Here is a 19,403-nt window from a genome sequence, read left to right on the forward strand (position 1 = left end):
CAGCACGCATCGCGATGCCGGCAAAGAGCAGCAGGAGACAAGGATGCCCCCCGAGCACACCGTGGCGACCGCCCTCGACAACGGCAACGGGCAGCCCGTGGCATCGGACGACGGCGCCAACGAGGAAAGCCGGGCGGCGCGGGCCTACCGGGCTCTTGAAGAACAGATCGTCACCTTGCGCCTTCTCCCCGGCGCGGCAATCACCGAGAACCGGCTTGCCGCACTGCTCGAAATGGGTCGCACCCCGATACGCGAGGCGATCCAGCGCCTGGCCTGGGAGGGACTGGTCACCATCCGCCCGCGCCTCGGCATTCTTGTCGCCGATATAAATCCGGGCGATTTCGGCCGCGTTCTGGATGCCCGCCACGCACTCGAACTGCTTCTGACGGGAGCGGCCGCGCATCTTGCCAGCCGTGCCGAACGCGACGGTCTGGCCGACTGTGCCCGCGCCATGCGGGACGCCGCCGCACGCGGCGATGTCGAGGACTTCATGCGGCAGGACAAGACCTTCGACGAGATTGTCGCGGTCGCCGCCTGCAATCCCTTCGCCGCCCGCGTGGTCGCCCCGCTGCAAACCCACTCGCGCCGTTTCTGGTTCCGCTATTTCGGCGAGACCGACCTCAACTCCGCTGCCTGGCATCATATGGAGCTGATGCAGGCGGTAGCGGACGGCGACGTCGCCGCGGCGCGCGGCAAGGCCGACGACCTCATGCATTATCTCCGCCGCCAGGCGATGACCCTCGCCTCGACCGGCATGCCCGCCCTTGGCTCATCCGGCTGAGCCGGTCTCCTAACGGACCACAAACGAACAGCGCTGGCGCAACAGCACGGCAATCCCGGCCAGCGCCGAAAACGACAGGCACCCGGCGACGAATGCGAGGGTCAGGCCCGCCGCCGGGCCGCCCGCGTCGATCACGGCACCGATTGCAAAGGGAGCCGCCGCCCCGACGATCAGCGCCGGCCGCGCGATCCGCCCGAGCAATCGCGCATAGCCATCGGCTCCGAAAAGCGCCAGAGGCAAGGTGCCGCGCACGATCGTCACCAATCCGTTCGACCCGCCATAGATGACGGCGAAGACGGCCGCAGGCACCGGCTCCACACCTGCGAACACCAGCACGGCGAAAGCGAGCGGGATCAGGCCGGCCGACACCAGCGCCACACCGAGCGGATGCGTCTTGCGGGCAAAGGCCAGTTCGATCACGCGGGCCCCCACCTGCGCGGGCCCGATCAGGGTTCCCACCGCCACCGCCGTCACCGCCGGCAGGCCGAGCGCGATCAGCGCAGCCAGAAGATGCGCGGAAAGTCCGATGAAAAGGAAAGCGTTGCAGGAGAACGACAGGGCGAGCAGCAGGAAAACCTTGCGCCGAATACCGGCCTCGAGACTGCCGGTGGCGGGCGGGTCGATCGCTGAAGCCTGTCCGGCCTCCGCCGGCGGGATGTCCGGCTGCACGCTCCCCTCGCGCGGCAGCAGCAGATGGGCCGGCAGGGCAAGCAGCAGCGTGGCGGCGGCGAACGCGAGATAGGCGCCCCTCCAGCCAACGGTCTCGACGAGCCACAGTGTAACAGGCCAGGAGAGCGTCGAGGCGAAACCGGCGATCAGCGTCAGCGCCGTGATCCGGGTGCGTGCCGCCGCCCCGAACAGCCGGCCGAGCGTTGCGAAGGCGGGATCGTAGAGCGTCATCGACATGGCGAGCCCCAGCAGGGCCCACACCGCGAGATAGCCTGCGAGGCCGTTGACGACTGACATTGCCGCCAGCCCCAAGGTCGCGACCAGCGATCCGGCTGCCATCACCTTGCGCCCGCCATGAACCTCGATCATCGCGCCGACGCGCGGCGATGCGAGGCCCGCGACCAGAAGCCCGAGCGAGAAGCCGCCAAGCCCCGTTGCCTTGGACCAGCCAAAGGTTTCGGCGATGCGCGGTGCCGTCAGAACCACCGCATAGAACAGCGTCCCGTACCCGAGGATTTGCGTGAGGCCGAGCAGCGCGACCGCGCGAACGGAAGGTTTCACGCAGCCTCCGGATCCCTGACAGGGTCTCCCAGAAGCCACGACATCACGGCAAGCGCCAGCACGGCGCCTCCGGCCTGGCACAGCACGAAGGCCGGCACGTCCAACGGACGGATGCCTGCGAACGTATCGCTGGCGGCACGTGCGATGGCGACAGCCGGATTGGCGAAGGAGGTCGAGGCGGTGAACCAGTAGGCGGCGGTGATGTAGAGCCCGACAAGCCAGGGCACCGCCTGGCGCGCATGCTTCAGTCCGCCGAGGATCGCCGCCAGCAGGCCGAATGTCGCGACAATCTCCGCCACCCATTGACCCGTACCGCTGCGCACCGTCTGCGACACCTGCACCAGCGGCAGCTCGAACATCGCGTGTGCGAGAACCGTCCCGGCCAGTCCGCCGGCAATCTGCGCCGTCGCGTAGGCCATGGCCTCGCGCGAGGCAAGCTCGCGCCTGATCCAGAAAACCAGGGTCACGGCCGGATTGAAATGGGCGCCCGAGACCGGCCCGAGGATGGTGATCAGCACAACGAGGATCGCCCCCGTCGGCAATGTGTTGCCAAGAAGCGAGACCGCCGTGTCGGCGCTCAGCCGGTCTGCCATGATCCCGGATCCGACGACGGTGGCGACAAGCAGGAGCGTGCCCAGAGCCTCGGCGAACAGGCGGCGGGAGAGCGTCAGTGTCGTCATGATCCGGCCTTCACTGGCAAAGCTCCGGGCAATCCGGCGATGAACGGGGCACAAAGCTCCGGCCTGTCGGCACAGCAGTCGCCGACGAGAAAGCCGATCAGCGCGCGGGCTCCGTCAAACTCCGCGCGATAGAGGATCGTCCGCCCCTCGCGTTCGGATGCGATGAGACCGGCACGGACCAGAACGGCAAGATGGGTCGACAGCGTGTTCGACCGCACCCCGAGACGTTCCGCCAGGTCGCCGGCGGCAATCCCGCCCGGCCCGGCGCGCACCAGCATCCGGAAAACGTCGAGGCGCGTTTCCTGTCCAAGGGCGCTGAGCGCCGCGATGGCATCCATCTTTTCCATAATTCGAGATTTATCGAATTGATGGGTGAAGCGCAAGCCCGTTCCACCCCCTCCGAAATGAGGCGCCGGACGGGGTTAGAGCTCGTCTTCGGACGGGATGTCCTGCTGGCGCTTGCGCGGCCGCGAAGCGCGTTTCGCCGGCTTCGGCGCTACCGGTGCCTCCTCCGCCGGCAGGTCGACGGTCTTGCCGTCGTCCGCCGCGCCGGCCGACTGCGCATCGGCAGTCGCGGCAGCGGTCAGCGCCACGGCCGCGGGCGGAACGGATGACGGCGGAGCGTGGTAGGTCACCTGCGGGAACGGGATCTCGATGCCGCGCTCGTCGAACACGGTTTTGATATGCTCGTTGTAGGCCCGGCCCACCGACCATTGAGACCCCGGCCGCGTCTTGATGCGCGCACGCACCGTGATCGCGCTGTCGCCGAAGGCCGTGACGCCGTGCATCTCCAGCGGCTCCAGGATTTCCGACGCCAGATCGCCTGCCTTGAGACGGTCGAAGGCAACATGCATCGCCATCTTCACCTCGCTCAGGTCGCTGTCATAGGCAACGCCGATGACCGCCACGTGATAGGCCCAGCCACGCATGAAGTTGGCGACCCGGTCGACCGTGGAGAACGGGATCATATGCGCCGTGCCGTCGAGATCGCGCAGCCGCACGGAGCGGATGGTGAGTTTCTCCACCGTCCCCGTCACGCCGCCGAGCGTCACCACATCGCCTTCGTTCATCGCGTTCTCGAACTGGATGAAGGCGCCGGTGATGATGTCCTGCACAAGCTTCTGCGAACCGAAGGAGATCGCCAGGCCGAAGACACCGGCACCGGCGATCAGCGGGCCGATATTGACACCGATCTCGGACAGCGCCAGCAGCGTGATCATCACCACCAGCAGGATCGAGAAGGCGTTGCGGAACAGGCCGAACAACGTCTTCTCCCGCGAAGTCGGCAGCCGTCCGCGCGGGTTCATGCGCAGATCCACCCAGGACATCACCCCGAGCCAGATCAGGAAGCCGACCAGCACGACAATGCCCGCCGACGCGGAACGCCCGACCCAGTCGCGCCCGTCGTCGGAACCAAACCAGGTCAGCACATCGACAGCACCCCACGCATGCAGGATGCCGATCACGACGCCGACGAAAACGCCAAAGCGAACGAAAGAGAGCACGCGTGGCACGAAAGTGTTGAGCCGCCGCTCCAGCAGCGGCATCCGCTCATGCACCGTTTGCGGCAGGCGCACTCCCCCGATGATAGCCCTCGTCAGGACCAGCGAGACGATGGTTCCCGCCATCACGGTCAGCACCGACAACGCGGTCGCCCGCACCATGAAGGTGGTGGCATCGAACGGCCGGGACAGCCACACCGAGAGCAGCAGCAGCACATAGAGGATCGCCGCCACGTGCCATGTTCGCCCAGCCACCTCGACAAGACCGGAGGTGAACACGTTGGACTGGTTCTCGGCATAGGACAGGATGCGGTCGCGGGTCGCCTGCCGGTTGCGCATGATGGCGACGATGGCGAGCGCAACACTTGCCAGCACGATCATCATCCGCACGGAATCCGCCAGCAGGAAGGAGATGTTGCGCGACACAAGCGGCACCACGACCATCGTACCGTAGCCAAGCAGGTTGTAGATGGCGAACAGCCAGCGGCGCCAGTAGAGCGCCTGGCTATCGTCCAGCGGCACCAGGCGCAGCGCGCTGAACTTCGGGCTGAGCGCGAAGCGCGTCGCGACCTTCGCCACCTGGACCAGGAAGAAGGCGTTCAGGAAGAGCGATTCGACCAGCTCCACCTTGCCCGCACTGCCGCTTGCATAGACGGCGACCGCGTAGCCCGCGGCGATCGCGATGGCAACCACCGCCGCCTCGATCACGGCCCTCAGCAGCAGCAGGATCACCCGGCGCACGATCTTCGTGCTTTCGCCGCCACCTGTCAGCCTTGCGAAAACGCCATCGGCGATCCGCCGCAGGCCGAAGACGATGACGAAAACCACGGAGGCGATGACAAGAAGCCGCAGGACGATCCCCTGAACGCGCTCCCAGTTCGCACCTGCACTGTAGGACAGCGCGGTCGGTAGCGAGGTGAAGGCGCGGGTGATGCGCTCGGCATATGTCAGCCCCTCGCGCAGGAAGTCCTGCGTCGCCACAGCGATCCGGACCGCAATATGGGTCGGTTGGCGCTCCGCCGTTTCCACCGCGGCTTCCGCCTCCGCCACGGCGGCATCGCCGGTCGTTTCTCCGGCGGCGGTCTCCGCGGGTGCATCTGCCGCGGGGCCGGCTGCGGGGGCCGTTTCGCCACCGGACTGCGCCGGCTGGCGGCGCAGATAGTCGATGAGCGCGTCGCGCGCGCCGGGATCCTGCAGCAACCGGATCAGCGCATCCGCGCCCTGTTCGGGAGAAGCGGCAGCGGGGGCCGTGGGTGTCGCAGTGTCCTGCCCTGTCGACTGGGCAACGGAAGGCCCTGTCCAGGCGAGGGCGATCAGGGCTGTCAGCAACAGTCCGGCAACGGGTGCGAGCCAATGCGGGACGGTGGCGGGGACAAAGCGACCGAAGGGGAGCATGCAGTCTCCTGGTTGCCCGCCGCTCCTGCCCGGCGCTCCTGCCCGCCGCCGGGGACAGGGCGCAGCCGAGGAGCACGCGGATCGCGGCACTGTGGCGGGTCCGCACCCGGCGCGCGAACCCTTGAATTCTCCTTCTTACCTATCCGATAGAGCCGTCCCGTCAACCAGACGCGGGCCACGATCCGCATCGCCAAGTCCTTCCGGCAACAGCGGTGCCGGCATGTTCTGATAGGCGACAGGCCGCAGGAAGCGCAGGATCGCCCGCGATCCGACCGAGGTCGAGCGGGTGTCGGTGGAGGCCGGATAGGGGCCGCCATGCATCATCGCGTGGCACACTTCCACACCTGTGGAATAACCGTTGACGAGCAGCCGCCCCGCCTTGCGCTCCAGCACTGGCAGCAATGCGCGTGCAATCCGTGTGTCGGCGTCCTCCATCAGCAGCGTCGCCGTCAGCTGTCCCTCGAGCGCTGCAGCCACCGCCGCACGCTCGCCCTCATCCCGGCAGCGCACCACCAGCGCGGCCGGGCCGAACACTTCCTCATGAAGGTCCGACCCGGCGAGGAACGCCGACGCGCTGGTTTCAAACACGGCAGGCGCCACATGGCAGCCGTCCCCTGCCGGCCCGCCCGCCTGATCCCGGCGGCTGGCCTCCCCGCCCCGCTCGCGCGTCTCGACCGCGCGACGATAGGCACCGGCAATCCCGGCATTGAGCATCGGCTGCGCCGGCACCTTGGCAAGAACTTCGTCCGCGGCCGCCAGGAACGTGTCGAGATCCGCCCCGTCCAGCGCCACCACGACACCGGGGTTGGTGCAGAACTGGCCGACCCCGAGCGTCAGCGACTGCGCCCACGCCGCACCATGCTCGGCTGCGCGCCCGGCAAGGGCGCCCGGCAGGGCGAAAACCGGGTTGATACTGCCCAGTTCCCCGTAGAAGGGGATTGGCTGCGCCCGCGTCACAGCGATATCGAAGAGGGCCCGCCCGCCCTTCAGCGAGCCGGTGAACCCCACCGCCTGGATCAGCGGATGGGCGACCAGCGCAGCTCCCGAGGCGTGCCCGGCGCCCTGGATCAGCGAGAACACGCCGGCCGGCATGCCGCAGGCATGGATCGCCGCCAGCACGGCGCGGGCGACCAGTTCGGCCGTCCCGGGATGAGAGGGGTGCCCCTTGACCACGACCGGACAGCCGGCGGCCAGCGCGGAGGCCGTGTCGCCGCCAGTGGTCGAGAAGGCGAGCGGAAAATTCGACGCTCCGAAGACGGCCACCGGCCCGATCGGGCGCAGGATGGAGCGGATATCGGGACGCGGCGCCGGCTTGCGCTCCGGCAGGGCCTTGTCGATCCGCGCATCGAAGCAATGTCCGGCCTCAATCCAGTCGGCGAAGAACCGGAGTTGTCCGGTGGTTCGGCCGAGTTCACCGGTCAGCCGCACCTCCGGCAAGGCGCTTTCCGCCTGTGCCCGCGCGACGATCGCCGCACCGGCCGCCTCCATTTCGCCGGCAATGCTGCGCAGAAAGGCGGCACGCTCCGCGATCGGACGGGCGGCATAGTCGGCAAAGGCGGCCTCGGCCGCTGACACGGCATGGCCGACAACCGCTGCATCGGCCTCCGCGAAGGCGGGCGCAAGCAACTCCCCGGTGGCAGGATTGCCAGCCTGGAAGGTGGCGGTTCCCGCGATCCAGGTTCCGTCGACGAGATGCTGGCCGCTTGGCATGATAGGCTCCTTGATTGATATCGGGGTACGCCCGCACCGGGCACCGGCAGGCCGCCAAAAGTGCGACATGACTTCGACATGTGATATATCAGAGTGAAATCAGCGACGCGACCGTCATTTCAGTGCAACTGATTGGTAACGGGCGGCTGTTACCCTTCGCGTCCTGAGAAGGACACTGGATGCTCAACGAACTGTTGAAGCTCGCTCGCAATCCGACCCGCGAGGCGCGCCGCAAGTTGTTGCAGCGCGTCGCCGACCTTTTTTTGGACCGCGTCGGGCATCACAGTGACGAGGAGCTTCGCCTGTTCTGCGAAGTCATCATGAAACTTCTGGACGGCAGCCAGATCGAGGATCGCGCCCGCCTGTCGCAGCGCATGGCGCCGTGGAGCGAAACACCGCATCCCATTGCCTATCGCCTCGCCACCGACGAAATCACCGTCGCCCAGCCGATGCTTGAGCTCAGCCCCGCCCTGACGGAGGCCGATCTGGTCAAGATCGCCAGGCGGATGCCGCAATCCCACCTTGTCTCCGTTGCCAGGCGGGCCGACCTTCCCGGCCGGGTCTCCGACGCGCTGGTCGAACGGGGCCCCACCAGGGTCTGGCGCGCCGTGGCGGAGAACACCAATAGCGACCTGTCCGACTGGGCCCTGCGGACGCTGGCCAAGCGTTCGCTCTCCGACATGCCGCTGCGCAACAAGATGGCCGCGCGCTCTGATCTGACCCCGCTGATCTGCGAATGGCTGATCCCGCATGTCAACGCCAGCACCCGGGTGCGGCTCGAGGCCATCATGAGCGGCGCGGACCCGCGCGAGTTGACAGCGGCCGACGTCGTGCGCCAGGACATGCGGCGGCGCTTCAACCTGTTCATGGAAACCTGCGACGTGGAGGAAGCCTGGCGTCTCGTCCAGTCCGGCGACTACGGGCTCGGCTCCATGCTGCTGGTCCTGCTTGCCGAGGGACGCACCAACGACGCCTTTGACCTGCTTGCCCGGCAGACCCGTCGCAGCCTCGGTGCCGTCCAGAAGGCGGTCTTCCAGGATGGCATCGACGAACTCATTTCGCTCTGTCACGCGGCCGGCACCTCGGACCAGGTCTTTCTCGCTCTGGCCCATCTGCGCTGCAAGCACCTGCGGATCCCCGAAAGCCAGGCCATGCGCTGGCTCGATGCATACCGGCGCTCCAGGCCGGCCCGGTCAACGCAAGACGCCTCGTCAAGCGACCCTTCAGACAAGAGCCCGTCCTCATCTCCCCAGAAGCGCGATCACCGCCCCAATCGCTGAAACGGCGTTCTTGCGACACCCGGCGCAATCATCCGGCCACGCTATGGCGACCTGTGTTCCCGAAGCTAACCGCGATGGGCGAGCCAGGCCCCACAGGCTGTCAGCAGCGTGGCGGCGCCGTAACACCACAGGCCGGGCAGTGTCGCCGCCGCGGCAAGACCGCTGGTCTTCGCCGCGAAGACGACCAGGGCAACCAGCATCACATCCATCATCGACCATTTGCCAAGCCCGTGCATGAGCGCAAGTCCCAGTCCAGACCGGCCGGCAACGGCGGCGACATGCAGGGCCAGGATCTTGGCCGCCGGAAAGGCGATAGACAAGGCTCCCACAATCACCGCAAGCACGGCCTCTCCGTCGCGCCAGAGCCCGTTGACGATTTCGATCAGGGATGGTCGATCAGTGAGGAAGAAGAGCCGCTCCAGCTCCATCAGGGGCAGCGTCAGGCCGAGCACGAAAGCAATCGTGGCAGCGGGAAGCACAAGGGCGAGAACAAGACGGCGCACGCGTCAGCTACTCCGCAGTCTGCTCGTTGAAAGCATTGGCAAGGATTGGAAAGCACTCCGGTTCACGGGCGGCGAGTGCCCGGCCTGCGCCGCATCCACAAGCAACCCGGTCGGACAGGCACCGGGTTCCGTCCACGGCGGCCAGCCAGATATCGATGGCAAACCCTCCGGCCTCAGACATCGGCAAAACGCGAAAAGGGCGCGCACCGGACCGGCGTCCACCCCAAGACAGACACAGAGAAATCGAACTCCTAGCGCGAGGTTCCGCCAGTCTTGCGACGCGAGGCGATCTCGTCCAGGGCGTCCTGCTCGGCTGCCTCGCGCTCGTTGCGCTCGCGGATCTGGTCGCGCTCTTCCAGCAGCTCGAACTTCTTCAATTCCTCGAGCGCGGCACGCAGGTCCTCGCGCGCGGCTTCCAGCTGGTCGGTCAGTTCCTCGGCCGAATTCAGCAGGTTGTCGCGACGCTGCGCGGCTGCCTTGGCGAAGGTCGGATAGGCGAAATGACCGACATCCGTGATCCCGACCCGCTGCTGCTCGGCAACGATCTGGTCGTCCAATTCACGGGCCATGCGCTTGAACTCGTCGACCATTGACTCAATCTGGGCCAGCTGGCGGCGGCGCTCGTCGACCTGGAACTGCTTCAGGCGAATGAGACTCTCACGCGACTTCATTACTCGATACTCCCGTTACCGATGCCAACCTACGCGAGAGTCATTTCCAAAAGGTTGGCAAGATCAACATAGCCCGTTTCGATCGAACTCGCCTCTCCTTTCGATTGCCCGAGAAACGTTTCAAGCGCGTCATGCCGCCGGATGGCCTCGTCGACAACCGCATCCGACCCGCGCTTGTAGGCGCCAAGCCGGATCAGTTCCTCCATGTCGGTGTAGGTCGCCATCAGGGCCCGGGCCTTGCGCAGCAAAGGCTGCACATTGTCCGGCACGCAGCGCGGCATGGTGCGCGACACGGATTTCAGCACATTGATCGCCGGATAGCGGCCGCGCTCCGCGATGGCACGCTCCATCACGATATGCCCGTCAAGAATGCCGCGCACGGCATCGGCAACGGGTTCGTTGTGATTGTCGCCCTCGACCAGCACCGTGAACAGCCCGGTCACCGAGCCCGAACCGGTACGCCCGGGTCCGGCGCGCTCCAGCAGCCTCGGCAGTTCCGTAAAGACGGTCGGCGTGTATCCCTTCGACGTCGGCGGCTCGCCGACCGACAGCCCGATCTCCCTCTGCGCCATGGCAAAGCGCGTGACGGAATCCATCATGCACATGACATTCTTGCCCGTATCGCGAAAGTGCTCGGCCACGGTCATCGTCAGATAGGCGGCCTGACGACGCATCAGCACACTTTCGTCCGAGGTGGCGACCACCACCACCGAACGGGCCAGACCCTCCGGCCCGAGATCGTCCTCGATGAATTCCTGGACCTCGCGGCCACGTTCCCCGATGAGACCGATAACGGCGACGTCAGCCGCCATGTTGCGCGCGATCATCGACATCAGCACGGACTTGCCCACACCCGAACCGGCGAAGATGCCCATCCGCTGGCCTTCGCAGCAGGTGACGAACGTGTTGAGCGCCCTGACGCCGAGATCAAGCGGCGGGCCGACACGGCCGCGCTCGTTGGCCGGCGGCGGCGTCGTCCTGAGCCGGCGTGGCTCACCTCCCGCCGGCAACGCACCGCGGCCGTCGATCGGCTCGCCCATGGCGTTGACCACCCGTCCGAGCCAGGCGTCGCAGGGATAGGAGAGGCTTTCGCGCGCCACCAGCACCGCCCGGCAGCCCATTCGCACCCCTTCCAGACCGGCAAAGGGCATGCAAAGCGCACGCTCCTCGCGAAAACCGACGACCTCCGCATGAACCGGCAGACCGCCCTCCCCGCTTTCCACAGCGAGCAGCGCGCCGACGCTCATCTCGTGGATCGGACCGGCGATTTCCAGCAGCAAACCCTGCACGGAGACCACCCGGCCATAGACCTCCGCGGGCATGAGCGCTTCCAGTTCTGCAAACAGCGGGTCCATCTGATCCTCAAGGGTCGGTAAAGAAGGTCCCAGAAAGCGACCTCACGGTAACCTATCATTTACGAGTTTGGTTAATCTTAATTGCGAGGGTTCATGGATGGAAAGCCAGCCTGGGACCCGCGTTCGGCGTAGAGGTGAGTCACGTGAGTCGTTTGTAGCGGCTCGTTAATGTGAAACTTGAAGATTCTATGGAAAGGATTTCCATATATTTTTCAAGTGATTGGAAAAGATTTCCAATCTACCCTCATCGGAGCTTGCAGGTGTGAATCAGAATTTGTTAACCATTGTCTCACACAGTGAGTCGAGGTTAACTGCAGTCCTTAGAGCACCGGGAGCGTATCGGCCGGCGCGGCTTGCCCAGGATAGGCAGACATAGGGGATTGGCATGCGTGTCCTGTTGATCGAGGATGACAGCGCCACGGCGCAGAGCATCGAGTTGATGCTTAAGTCCGAAAATTTCAACGTCTACACGACGGATCTTGGCGAGGAAGGTATCGACCTCGGCAAACTCTACGACTACGACATTATCATGCTGGATCTCAACCTGCCCGACATGTCGGGCTACGAGGTCCTGCGCACGCTTCGCGTGTCCAAGGTGAAGACACCGATCCTTATCCTGTCCGGTCTTGCCGGCATCGAGGACAAGGTACGCGGTCTCGGCTTCGGCGCCGACGACTACATGACCAAGCCGTTCCACAAGGACGAGCTCGTGGCCCGCATCCATGCGATCGTGCGCCGCTCCAAGGGTCATGCACAGTCGGTCATCACCACGGGCGACCTGATCGTCAATCTCGACACCAAGACCGTCGAGGTTTCCGGCCAGCGCGTGCATCTGACCGGCAAGGAATACCAGATGCTCGAGCTTCTTTCCCTGCGCAAGGGAACGACGCTCACCAAGGAGATGTTCCTCAATCATCTCTACGGCGGCATGGACGAGCCGGAACTGAAGATCATCGACGTGTTCATCTGCAAGCTCCGCAAGAAGCTCGCGGCCGCCACGTCGGGGAAGAACTACATCGAGACCGTCTGGGGCCGCGGCTACGTGCTGCGCGAACCCGAGGAGAAGGCCGCCTGAGGCATACGCCTCCCGCGTCTGCCTTGTCGGTTCCTCCGGCCCTCGACCCGAGCCTGCCCGTCGGCACTGGCCGTCTGCCCGGCCCCGCTTCCTGCGGGTCCCCGCGTCGGCAAATGCCCCGGACGGTTCACCGGAACGCCTGTCAAAAGCCCCGCCACCGGCGGGGTTTTTGTCGTTCAGCCCGCCTGATCGGGGCCTTTTTGTTTCCGCTCCGCTTGTCCGGCGGCGCAGGATGGCATCGCACCACCACGATATCGCCCTCTGCGCGCCCCCTTGCGGGCCCGCCTTTGCTTGCACACGCATGCAAGCAACAAGTGGCGAAAGCAGTTCTGCAATCGACGCCTTCAGGAAGAAAATTCCATTCCGGCAGGTAAAATAGAACAATGCGTTCTATTGTAAGCGATAGAGCGCGGCTTTATCGTGCGCCCAAGGCCGCTGCCACGCAAATACGGCTTCCACAAGGTAAAATACCGGGAAGTCTGGGGTGCGGCCGAAGATACAAATGGGAGATTTCCAATGATCATTCGCCGCACCATGAAGGCTGCGCTATTGGGCGTCAGTCTCGCCCTTATGGCGGCTACCGCCGCGCAATCCAAAACCCTGGTCTATTGCTCGGAAGGCTCGCCGGAGGGCTTCGACACCGCGCTTTACACCGCGGGCACCACCTTCGACGCGTCTTCCAAGCCGGTGTACAACCGCCTTGTCGAGTTCAAGCGCGGCACCACCGAGGTCCTGCCGGGTCTTGGTGAAAGCTGGAGCGTGTCCGACGACGGCCTGGAATACACGTTCAACCTGCGCAAGGGCGTAAAGTTCCACACCACGTCCTTTTTCACCCCGACGCGCGATTTCAACGCCGACGACGTGATCTACTCCTTCGGCCGCCAGCTCGACAAGGATCACCCGTGGCACGCCTATACGGCCGGCGCCTCCTGGGAATATTTCAACGGCATGTCGATGCCTGATCTCATCAAGGAGATCGTCAAGGTCGACGACCACACCGTGAAGTTCGTGCTCAACCGGCCGGAAGCGCCGATGATCGCCAACCTCGCGATGGATTTCGCCTCGATCCTTTCCGCCGAATATGCCGACAAGCTCGCCGCGGACGGCAAGATGGAGATGATGAACCAGGAGCCGCTCGGCACCGGTCCCTTCTCGTTCGTCGGCTACCAGAAGGACGCGGTCATCCGCTACCAGGCCTTCGCCGACTATTGGGGCGGCAAGCAGCCGATCGACAATCTCGTCTTCGCCATCACGACGGACGCGGCCGTGCGCCTGCAGAAGCTGAAGGCGGGCGAGTGCCACGTGGCGCCTTATCCGGCCCCGGCCGATATCTCCGACATCAAGGCTGACGGCAACCTGACCCTGATGGAACAGCAGGGCCTCAATGTCGGCTACCTTGCCTACAACACCCAGATGGCGCCCTTCGACAATCCGAAGGTCCGCAAGGCGCTGAACATGGCCATCAACAAGCAGGCCATTCTCGACGCGGTGTTCCAGGGCTCCGGCCAGGCAGCCAAGAACCCGATCCCGCCGACGATGTGGTCGTATAACGAGGCCGTCGAGGACGACGCCTACGATCCGGATGCGGCCAAGGCGATGCTTGCCGAAGCCGGAGTTTCCGATCTCAAGATGAAGATCTGGGCAATGCCGGTGCAGCGGCCCTACAACCCGAACGCCCGCCGCATGGCAGAGGTGATTCAGGCCGACTACGCCAAGGTCGGCGTTGATGTCGAGATCGTTTCCTACGAATGGGGCGAGTATCTCTCCCGTTCCAAGGAAAAGGACCGTGACGGCGCCGTTCTGCTCGGCTGGACCGGCGACAATGGCGACCCGGACAACTTCCTCGCCGTGCTGCTCGGCTGCGACGGCGTCGGCGGCTCCAACCGCGCCCAGTGGTGCCACCAGCCCTTCGAGGACCTGATCCAGAAGGCCAAGGTGGTTTCCGACAAGGACGAGCGCACCAAGCTCTACGAACAGGCCCAGATCGTGTTCAAGGAGCAGGCCCCGTGGGCGACCATCGCCCATTCGGTCGTGTTCATGCCGATGTCCTCGAAGGTCAGCGGCTATGTCATGGACCCGCTCGGCGGCCACTGGTTCGACGGCGTCGACATCGCCGAGTAATCCTCGCATCGAAGCGCCGCCGCGACCCCGTTGGGGTCCGGCGGCAGCCCGTCGAGTTCCCGCACCGGCCCTTACCGGCCGGTGCGGTCGTCTGGATGCATCAAGATGATCCGTTTTCTCTTCAGCCGGCTGCTGCTGCTCGTGCCGACCTTTCTCGGCGTGACCATCGTCTCCTTCGGCTTCATCCGCCTGCTGCCTGGCGACCCCGTTCTGCTGCTCGCCGGCGAACGCGGCGTTTCCGAGGAGCGCTACCGGCAACTGATGGAGCAGTTCGGCTTCTCCCGTCCGATCTGGGAGCAGTATCTCGACTATCTCGGCGGCGTGCTCACCGGCGATCTCGGCAACTCCATCGTTACCAAGAAACCTGTCGTCACCGAGTTTCTGGCCCTGTTCCCGGCAACCGTCGAGCTGGCGCTGTGCGCCATCCTCCTTGCCGTCGCGATCGGCCTGCCCGTCGGCATCTTCGCCGCAGTCCGCCGCGGTTCCGTCGCCGATCAGGCGCTCATGGGAACGGCGCTTGTCGGTTATTCCATGCCGATCTTCTGGTGGGGCCTGCTGCTCATCATCCTGTTTTCCGGCATCCTGCAATGGACACCGGTTTCGGGTCGCATCTCGCTGATGTTCTTCTTCCCTCAGGTGACCGGCTTCATGCTCATCGACAGTCTCCTGTCGGGACAGAAGGGCGCCTTCACCTCGGCCCTCAGCCATCTCGTGCTGCCCTCCATCGTGCTGGCGACGATCCCGCTTGCGGTGATCGCCCGGCAGACCCGCTCGGCGATGCTCGAGGTGCTGGGCGAAGACTATGTCCGCACCGCGCGCGCCAAGGGCCTCGCACCTTCGCGCGTCATCGGCCTGCATGCGCTGCGCAACGCCCTCATTCCGGTGATCACGACGATCGGCCTGCAGGTCGGCGTGCTGCTTGCCGGTGCGATCCTGACCGAGACGATCTTTTCCTGGCCGGGGATCGGCAAGTGGATGGTCGACAGCATTTCGCGGCGTGACTACCCGGTCGTGCAGGGCGGCCTGCTGATGATCGCCGCCATCGTCATGCTGGTGAACCTGACCGTTGACATGCTCTACGGCCTCGTCAATCCGCGCATCCGCCACAACTGAGCGCCGGAGACAAGACAATGACCGAACCGTCCACCGGAGCTCCCGCCATCGCCGCCTCCGTCGCGGCCGAAAGCCGCAACGCGACACGCAAGATGCTGGCCGAGTTCTGGTTCTACTTCTCGCAGAACCGCGGCGCCGTGATCGGCCTCGTCGTGTTCGTGACCCTTATCATCGTCGCTTTGGCCGCTCCCCTGGTCGCTCCCCACAATCCCGACCTGCAATATCGCGACAGCTTCCTGACGCCCCCTGTGTGGTCGGAGGGCGGCAAGACCGCCTTCCTGCTCGGCACCGACGCGGTCGGACGCGACATTCTCTCCCGGCTGATCTACGGCGCCCGCTTCTCGCTGTTCATCGGCCTCATCGTGGTCACCATCGCCCTTTCGGGCGGCATCGTTCTCGGGCTCGTCGCCGGCTATTTCCGCGGCTGGGCCGACACCCTCATCATGCGGGTGATGGATGTCATCCTCGCCTTCCCCTCGCTGCTGCTGGCGCTCGTGCTCGTCGCCGTTCTGGGCCCTGGTCTCGTCAACGCGATGATCGCCATCGCGGTCGTGCTGCAGCCGCATTTCGTCCGCCTGACCCGCGCAGCCGTGCTGTCGGAACGTGGTCGCGACTATGTCGTCGCCGCCCGGCTTGCCGGGGCAGGCAATATCCGGCTGATGTTCAGGACGATCCTGCCCAACTGCCTGGCACCGCTTATCGTCCAGGCGACACTTTCCTTCTCCACCGCCATCCTCGACGCCGCCGCTCTCGGCTTCCTCGGCATGGGTGCGCAGCCGCCGACGCCCGAATGGGGCACGATGCTGGCGGAAGCGCGCGAGTTCATCCTGCGGGCCTGGTGGGTCGTCACCTTTCCCGGCATTGCCATTCTGGTGACGGTGCTTGCCATCAACCTTGTCGGCGACGGGTTGCGCGATGCCCTCGATCCCAAGCTGAAGCGGAGCTGAGACCATGAGCCTGCTTGAAATCCGCAATCTCAGGGTCGAGTTCGACACGGCCGGCGGTGCGTTCCGTGCGCTCGACGGGGTCGACTACTCCGTCGAGGCGGGCGAGGTGCTTGCCATTGTCGGCGAAAGCGGTTCCGGCAAGTCGGTCGCCATGCTGGCCCTGATGGGCCTCCTGCCCGACACCGCGACCGTCTCCGCCGATCGCATGGCCTTCGAAGGTATCGACCTGCGCACCCTCACCGCGGCCCAGCGCCGCAAGGTCATCGGCAAGGACATCTCGATGATCTTCCAGGAGCCGATCGCCAGCCTCAATCCCTGCTTCACCGTCGGCTTCCAGCTCGACGAGGCGCTCCAGGCGCATACGGACATGACCCGCCGGCAGCGGCACGACCGCGTGATCGAGCTGCTCACCTCCGTCGGCATCCCCGAGCCGGAGCGCCGCGCGAAGGCTTTTCCGCACCAGATGTCCGGCGGCCAGTGCCAGCGCGTGATGATCGCCATCGCCACCGCCTGCCATCCCAAGCTGCTGATCGCCGACGAGCCGACCACCGCGCTCGACGTGACCATCCAGAAACAGATCCTCGATCTTCTGACGGCGCTGCAGCGCGACCACGGCATGGGGCTGATCATGATCACCCACGACATGGGCGTCGTTGCCGAGACGGCCGACCGCGTGGTCGTCCAGTATCAGGGACGGCAGATGGAAACCGCCGACGTGCTGACCCTGTTCGAGAACCCGTCCAGCCCCTACACGAAGGCTCTGCTTTCGGCGCTGCCGGAAAACGCCACCGGCGACCGGCTGCCCACCGTAGCCGATTTCGCCGAGACCTTCGCGGCCGGGACGGCCGGCGGCACGGAGGCACGCCCGTGAGCGATCCGATCCTCAAGGTCCGCAACCTGAAGCGCGACTACGTCATCAGTTCAGGCCTGTTCGCCGCGCCGCGCCTGCTCCACGCCGTCAAGGACGTCAGCTTCGATGTCGAGCGCGGCTCGACGCTCGCGGTCGTCGGCGAAAGCGGTTGCGGCAAGTCGACGCTCGCCCGCATGCTGACAATGATCGACGCGCCGACCTCCGGCACGATCGAGATCGACGGCGCGCAGATCGACATCGCCCGGCACGGCATAACGCGCGAGATGCGCCAGGCGGTGCAGATCGTCTTCCAGAACCCCTACGGGTCGCTCAATCCGCGCCAGAAGATCAGTGCGGTGCTCGAGGAGCCGCTGCTCCTCAACACGAGCATGGGCGCGGCCGAACGGCGCGATGCCGCGCTTTCCATGCTGCAAAAGGTCGGCTTGAAGCCCGAGCATTACGGCCGCTATCCGCACATGTTCTCCGGCGGTCAGCGCCAGCGCGTGGCGATCGCCCGGGCGATCATGCTGCGTCCCAAGCTGCTGGTGCTCGACGAGCCGGTCTCCGCACTGGATCTCTCCGTTCAGGCACAGATCCTCAACCTCCTTGCCGACCTGCAGGAGGAGTTCAACCTCACCTATGTCTTCATCAGCCACGACCTCTCGGTGGTGCGCTACATCGCCGACAAGGTGATGGTGATGTATTTCGGCGAGGCAGTTGAATACGGCACCCGTGACGAGGTGTTCACGGCCCCGGCCCACGAATACACGCGCACCCTCTTCGCCGCGACGCCGCGCGCCGACGTCGAGAGCATCCGCGCGCGTCTCGCCGCAAAGAGCACCGCCACCGGCTGAAAGGCCTTGCGCGTCACGGCGGCAAGGCCAATGCCCTAACCCCCGGCCTTGCGTTTGCCGCGGGAACTGGCACGGGCGGGCCCCGGCAGGATCGGCGGCGTCGACGCGCCTCCCTTGCCGGACTCCGGTGTCCCGTTTCTGGCGGTCTCCGGCGTGCCGGCACCGATGCGGCCGCGCGCCGCGCGGATGCGGGCGGCCAGCGACTGGGTCACGGTATCGGGCACGCCGGGCGTGTCCGCGCCATCCTGCCCGGCGGCGGCAATCGGCTCCAGGTCTTCCTCGGTACCGAGCGAGGCAACCACGGCGGATGCCAGGTCGGCCAGTTCCGAGCGCAGTGCGAGAAAATCGGCATTGGCACCGAGCTCGCCCCGCAACCGCTCGTTTTCCGCCGCAAGCCGCGCCGCCTCGGCCGCCGGAGCCTCGCTGTCGGACCCGGTTCCCTCGGCAAGCACCGACAGGCGGGTGATTTCCGCGCGAGCGGCAATGAGCTTCGATTCCGTTTCGAAAAGCCGGTCGTCGCGGGCGCGCAGCTCCTGCCGGGTGAGCTGTGTCGCGGCACGCTCCGTTTCATCGCCGCCGCCGTCCTCTCCCGTCTCTTCGTCCGAGGTGCGTGCATTGCGTTCTTCCGACCGCTTGAGCCGTCGGCGCAATGCCGCGATCTCGGTCTCCAGCGCCGTCACCCGCATCGCATGCGATGCCCTGCCGAGCGCGTCGTCATCCTGCGCACCGGCCGGCGCGGCAGCGCTCTGCTCCGCGGCATCCGCCGGGACCACGGCCTCACCCGGTTCACCCAGCGATACGCTGCCGGCCACCGCCTCCGGCGTTTCCCCGGCCTGTGCACTCATCAACCGCTTCAACAGGCGCTCGAGATCGCGGATACGCGCTCCCGAGCGGGCAATCGTCTCCTGGTTTTCCTGGATTTCCCGGCGCAGGTCCGCCTCGCGGCTCATCGCGTCGGCAAGAGCCTGTTCGCGGGAGATGAATTCCTTGCGCAGATCGCCCGACAGCGCCTCCGCCCGATCCCGGGCGATGCGGTTTGCCGTCGCCTGCTGCTGCAGCCGCTCGAGCCCGGATTCAAGCCGCCGATACTCGACAGCATGGCTTGCGCGCAGGGCCGCTATCTCGGCCCGCACATCGGCATGGGTCATCGGCGTGGTCGCCTCGACCGCCCTTCGTGTCAGCCGCACCGCACGCCGCCATATTGACGGCACAAGAGCCACCGCCAGAAGGCCGGCGAGGCAAAAGCCGAGCGCCACATACATTGCCGATTCAATCAAGACCGCTCACCAACCGTCTGGAACCCTGATCGCCTCGACCGTCCATGTCCCTGGCCATA

At 65.7% G+C, this 19,403-nt stretch carries 17 protein-coding genes; 8 read left to right on the top strand and 9 right to left on the bottom strand.

What is annotated here, in order from left to right; all coding sequences use genetic code 11:
* Positions 1–43 precede the first annotated feature (43 nt).
* On the top strand, positions 44–781 hold the full coding sequence (locus ACQY46_RS00480; RefSeq protein WP_428698374.1) for a GntR family transcriptional regulator: 738 nt from the start codon (positions 44–46) through the stop codon (positions 779–781).
* Between the two features lie 9 nt (positions 782–790).
* Here ACQY46_RS00480 and ACQY46_RS00485 read toward each other — a convergent pair whose 3' ends face one another.
* The 5 genes from ACQY46_RS00485 to ACQY46_RS00505 all read right to left on the bottom strand — a co-directional run bounded on the left by ACQY46_RS00485 (position 791) and on the right by ACQY46_RS00505 (position 7,298).
* Complete coding sequence (locus ACQY46_RS00485; RefSeq protein WP_428698375.1) at positions 791–2,011, bottom strand: MFS transporter; 1,221 nt, start codon at positions 2,009–2,011, stop codon at positions 791–793.
* A complete protein-coding gene (locus tag ACQY46_RS00490) occupies positions 2,008–2,691 on the bottom strand; it encodes an aquaporin (RefSeq protein WP_428698376.1) in 684 nt (227 codons plus the stop codon). The genes ACQY46_RS00485 and ACQY46_RS00490 overlap by 4 nt, the downstream gene beginning before the upstream one ends.
* Complete coding sequence (locus ACQY46_RS00495) at positions 2,688–3,074, bottom strand: ArsR/SmtB family transcription factor (protein WP_428698377.1); 387 nt, start codon at positions 3,072–3,074, stop codon at positions 2,688–2,690. The genes ACQY46_RS00490 and ACQY46_RS00495 overlap by 4 nt, the downstream gene beginning before the upstream one ends.
* 39 nt (positions 3,075–3,113) lie before the next feature.
* Entirely contained in the window at positions 3,114–5,588 is a 2,475-nt protein-coding gene (locus ACQY46_RS00500; RefSeq protein ID WP_428698378.1) for a mechanosensitive ion channel domain-containing protein, read from the bottom strand.
* 135 nt (positions 5,589–5,723) lie between these two features.
* Entirely contained in the window at positions 5,724–7,298 is a 1,575-nt protein-coding gene (locus tag ACQY46_RS00505) for an aldehyde dehydrogenase (NADP(+)) (protein WP_428698379.1), read from the bottom strand.
* A 179-nt stretch (positions 7,299–7,477) separates the two neighbouring features.
* Between ACQY46_RS00505 and ACQY46_RS00510 the strand changes: the two genes are divergently transcribed.
* Positions 7,478–8,578, top strand: coding sequence for a DUF2336 domain-containing protein (locus ACQY46_RS00510; protein ID WP_428698380.1), 1,101 nt, complete (start codon positions 7,478–7,480; stop codon positions 8,576–8,578).
* A 65-nt stretch (positions 8,579–8,643) separates the two neighbouring features.
* Here ACQY46_RS00510 and ACQY46_RS00515 read toward each other — a convergent pair whose 3' ends face one another.
* The 3 genes from ACQY46_RS00515 to fliI all read right to left on the bottom strand — a co-directional run bounded on the left by ACQY46_RS00515 (position 8,644) and on the right by fliI (position 11,107).
* Complete coding sequence (locus ACQY46_RS00515; protein ID WP_428698381.1) at positions 8,644–9,081, bottom strand: paraquat-inducible protein A; 438 nt, start codon at positions 9,079–9,081, stop codon at positions 8,644–8,646.
* A gap of 251 nt (positions 9,082–9,332) precedes the next feature.
* On the bottom strand, positions 9,333–9,752 hold the full coding sequence (gene fliJ, locus ACQY46_RS00520) for a flagellar export protein FliJ (protein WP_428698382.1): 420 nt from the start codon (positions 9,750–9,752) through the stop codon (positions 9,333–9,335).
* 29 nt (positions 9,753–9,781) lie between these two features.
* The gene (gene fliI, locus ACQY46_RS00525) at positions 9,782–11,107 is read right to left on the bottom strand and encodes a flagellar protein export ATPase FliI (protein WP_428698383.1); all 1,326 of its coding nucleotides are present in this window, start codon (positions 11,105–11,107) and stop codon (positions 9,782–9,784) included.
* Between the two features lie 385 nt (positions 11,108–11,492).
* On the opposite strand from fliI, the gene ctrA reads away from it, so the two are divergent.
* The 6 genes from ctrA to ACQY46_RS00555 all read left to right on the top strand — a co-directional run bounded on the left by ctrA (position 11,493) and on the right by ACQY46_RS00555 (position 18,067).
* Positions 11,493–12,182 (top strand): response regulator transcription factor CtrA, encoded by a 690-nt coding sequence (ctrA, locus tag ACQY46_RS00530; RefSeq protein ID WP_306029058.1) that lies wholly within the window; start codon positions 11,493–11,495, stop codon positions 12,180–12,182.
* A gap of 516 nt (positions 12,183–12,698) precedes the next feature.
* Positions 12,699–14,303 (top strand): ABC transporter substrate-binding protein, encoded by a 1,605-nt coding sequence (locus tag ACQY46_RS00535; protein ID WP_428698384.1) that lies wholly within the window; start codon positions 12,699–12,701, stop codon positions 14,301–14,303.
* A gap of 105 nt (positions 14,304–14,408) precedes the next feature.
* On the top strand, positions 14,409–15,416 hold the full coding sequence (locus tag ACQY46_RS00540; RefSeq protein ID WP_428698385.1) for an ABC transporter permease subunit: 1,008 nt from the start codon (positions 14,409–14,411) through the stop codon (positions 15,414–15,416).
* A gap of 92 nt (positions 15,417–15,508) precedes the next feature.
* Positions 15,509–16,363, top strand: coding sequence for an ABC transporter permease subunit (locus ACQY46_RS00545; RefSeq protein ID WP_428700556.1), 855 nt, complete (start codon positions 15,509–15,511; stop codon positions 16,361–16,363).
* A 4-nt stretch (positions 16,364–16,367) separates the two neighbouring features.
* Positions 16,368–17,234: an ABC transporter ATP-binding protein gene (locus tag ACQY46_RS00550; RefSeq protein ID WP_428698386.1), complete on the top strand. Its 867-nt coding sequence runs from the start codon at positions 16,368–16,370 to the stop codon at positions 17,232–17,234.
* Entirely contained in the window at positions 17,231–18,067 is an 837-nt protein-coding gene (locus tag ACQY46_RS00555) for a dipeptide ABC transporter ATP-binding protein (RefSeq protein ID WP_428698387.1), read from the top strand. The genes ACQY46_RS00550 and ACQY46_RS00555 overlap by 4 nt, the downstream gene beginning before the upstream one ends.
* Positions 18,068–18,102: 35 nt before the next feature.
* On the opposite strand, the gene ACQY46_RS00560 is transcribed toward ACQY46_RS00555, so the two are convergent.
* Positions 18,103–19,344 (bottom strand): hypothetical protein, encoded by a 1,242-nt coding sequence (locus ACQY46_RS00560; protein WP_428698388.1) that lies wholly within the window; start codon positions 19,342–19,344, stop codon positions 18,103–18,105.
* Positions 19,345–19,403: the final 59 nt, after the last annotated feature.

It is taken from the genome of Stappia sp. (assembly GCF_965276915.1).
Classification (GTDB): domain Bacteria; phylum Pseudomonadota; class Alphaproteobacteria; order Rhizobiales; family Stappiaceae; genus Stappia.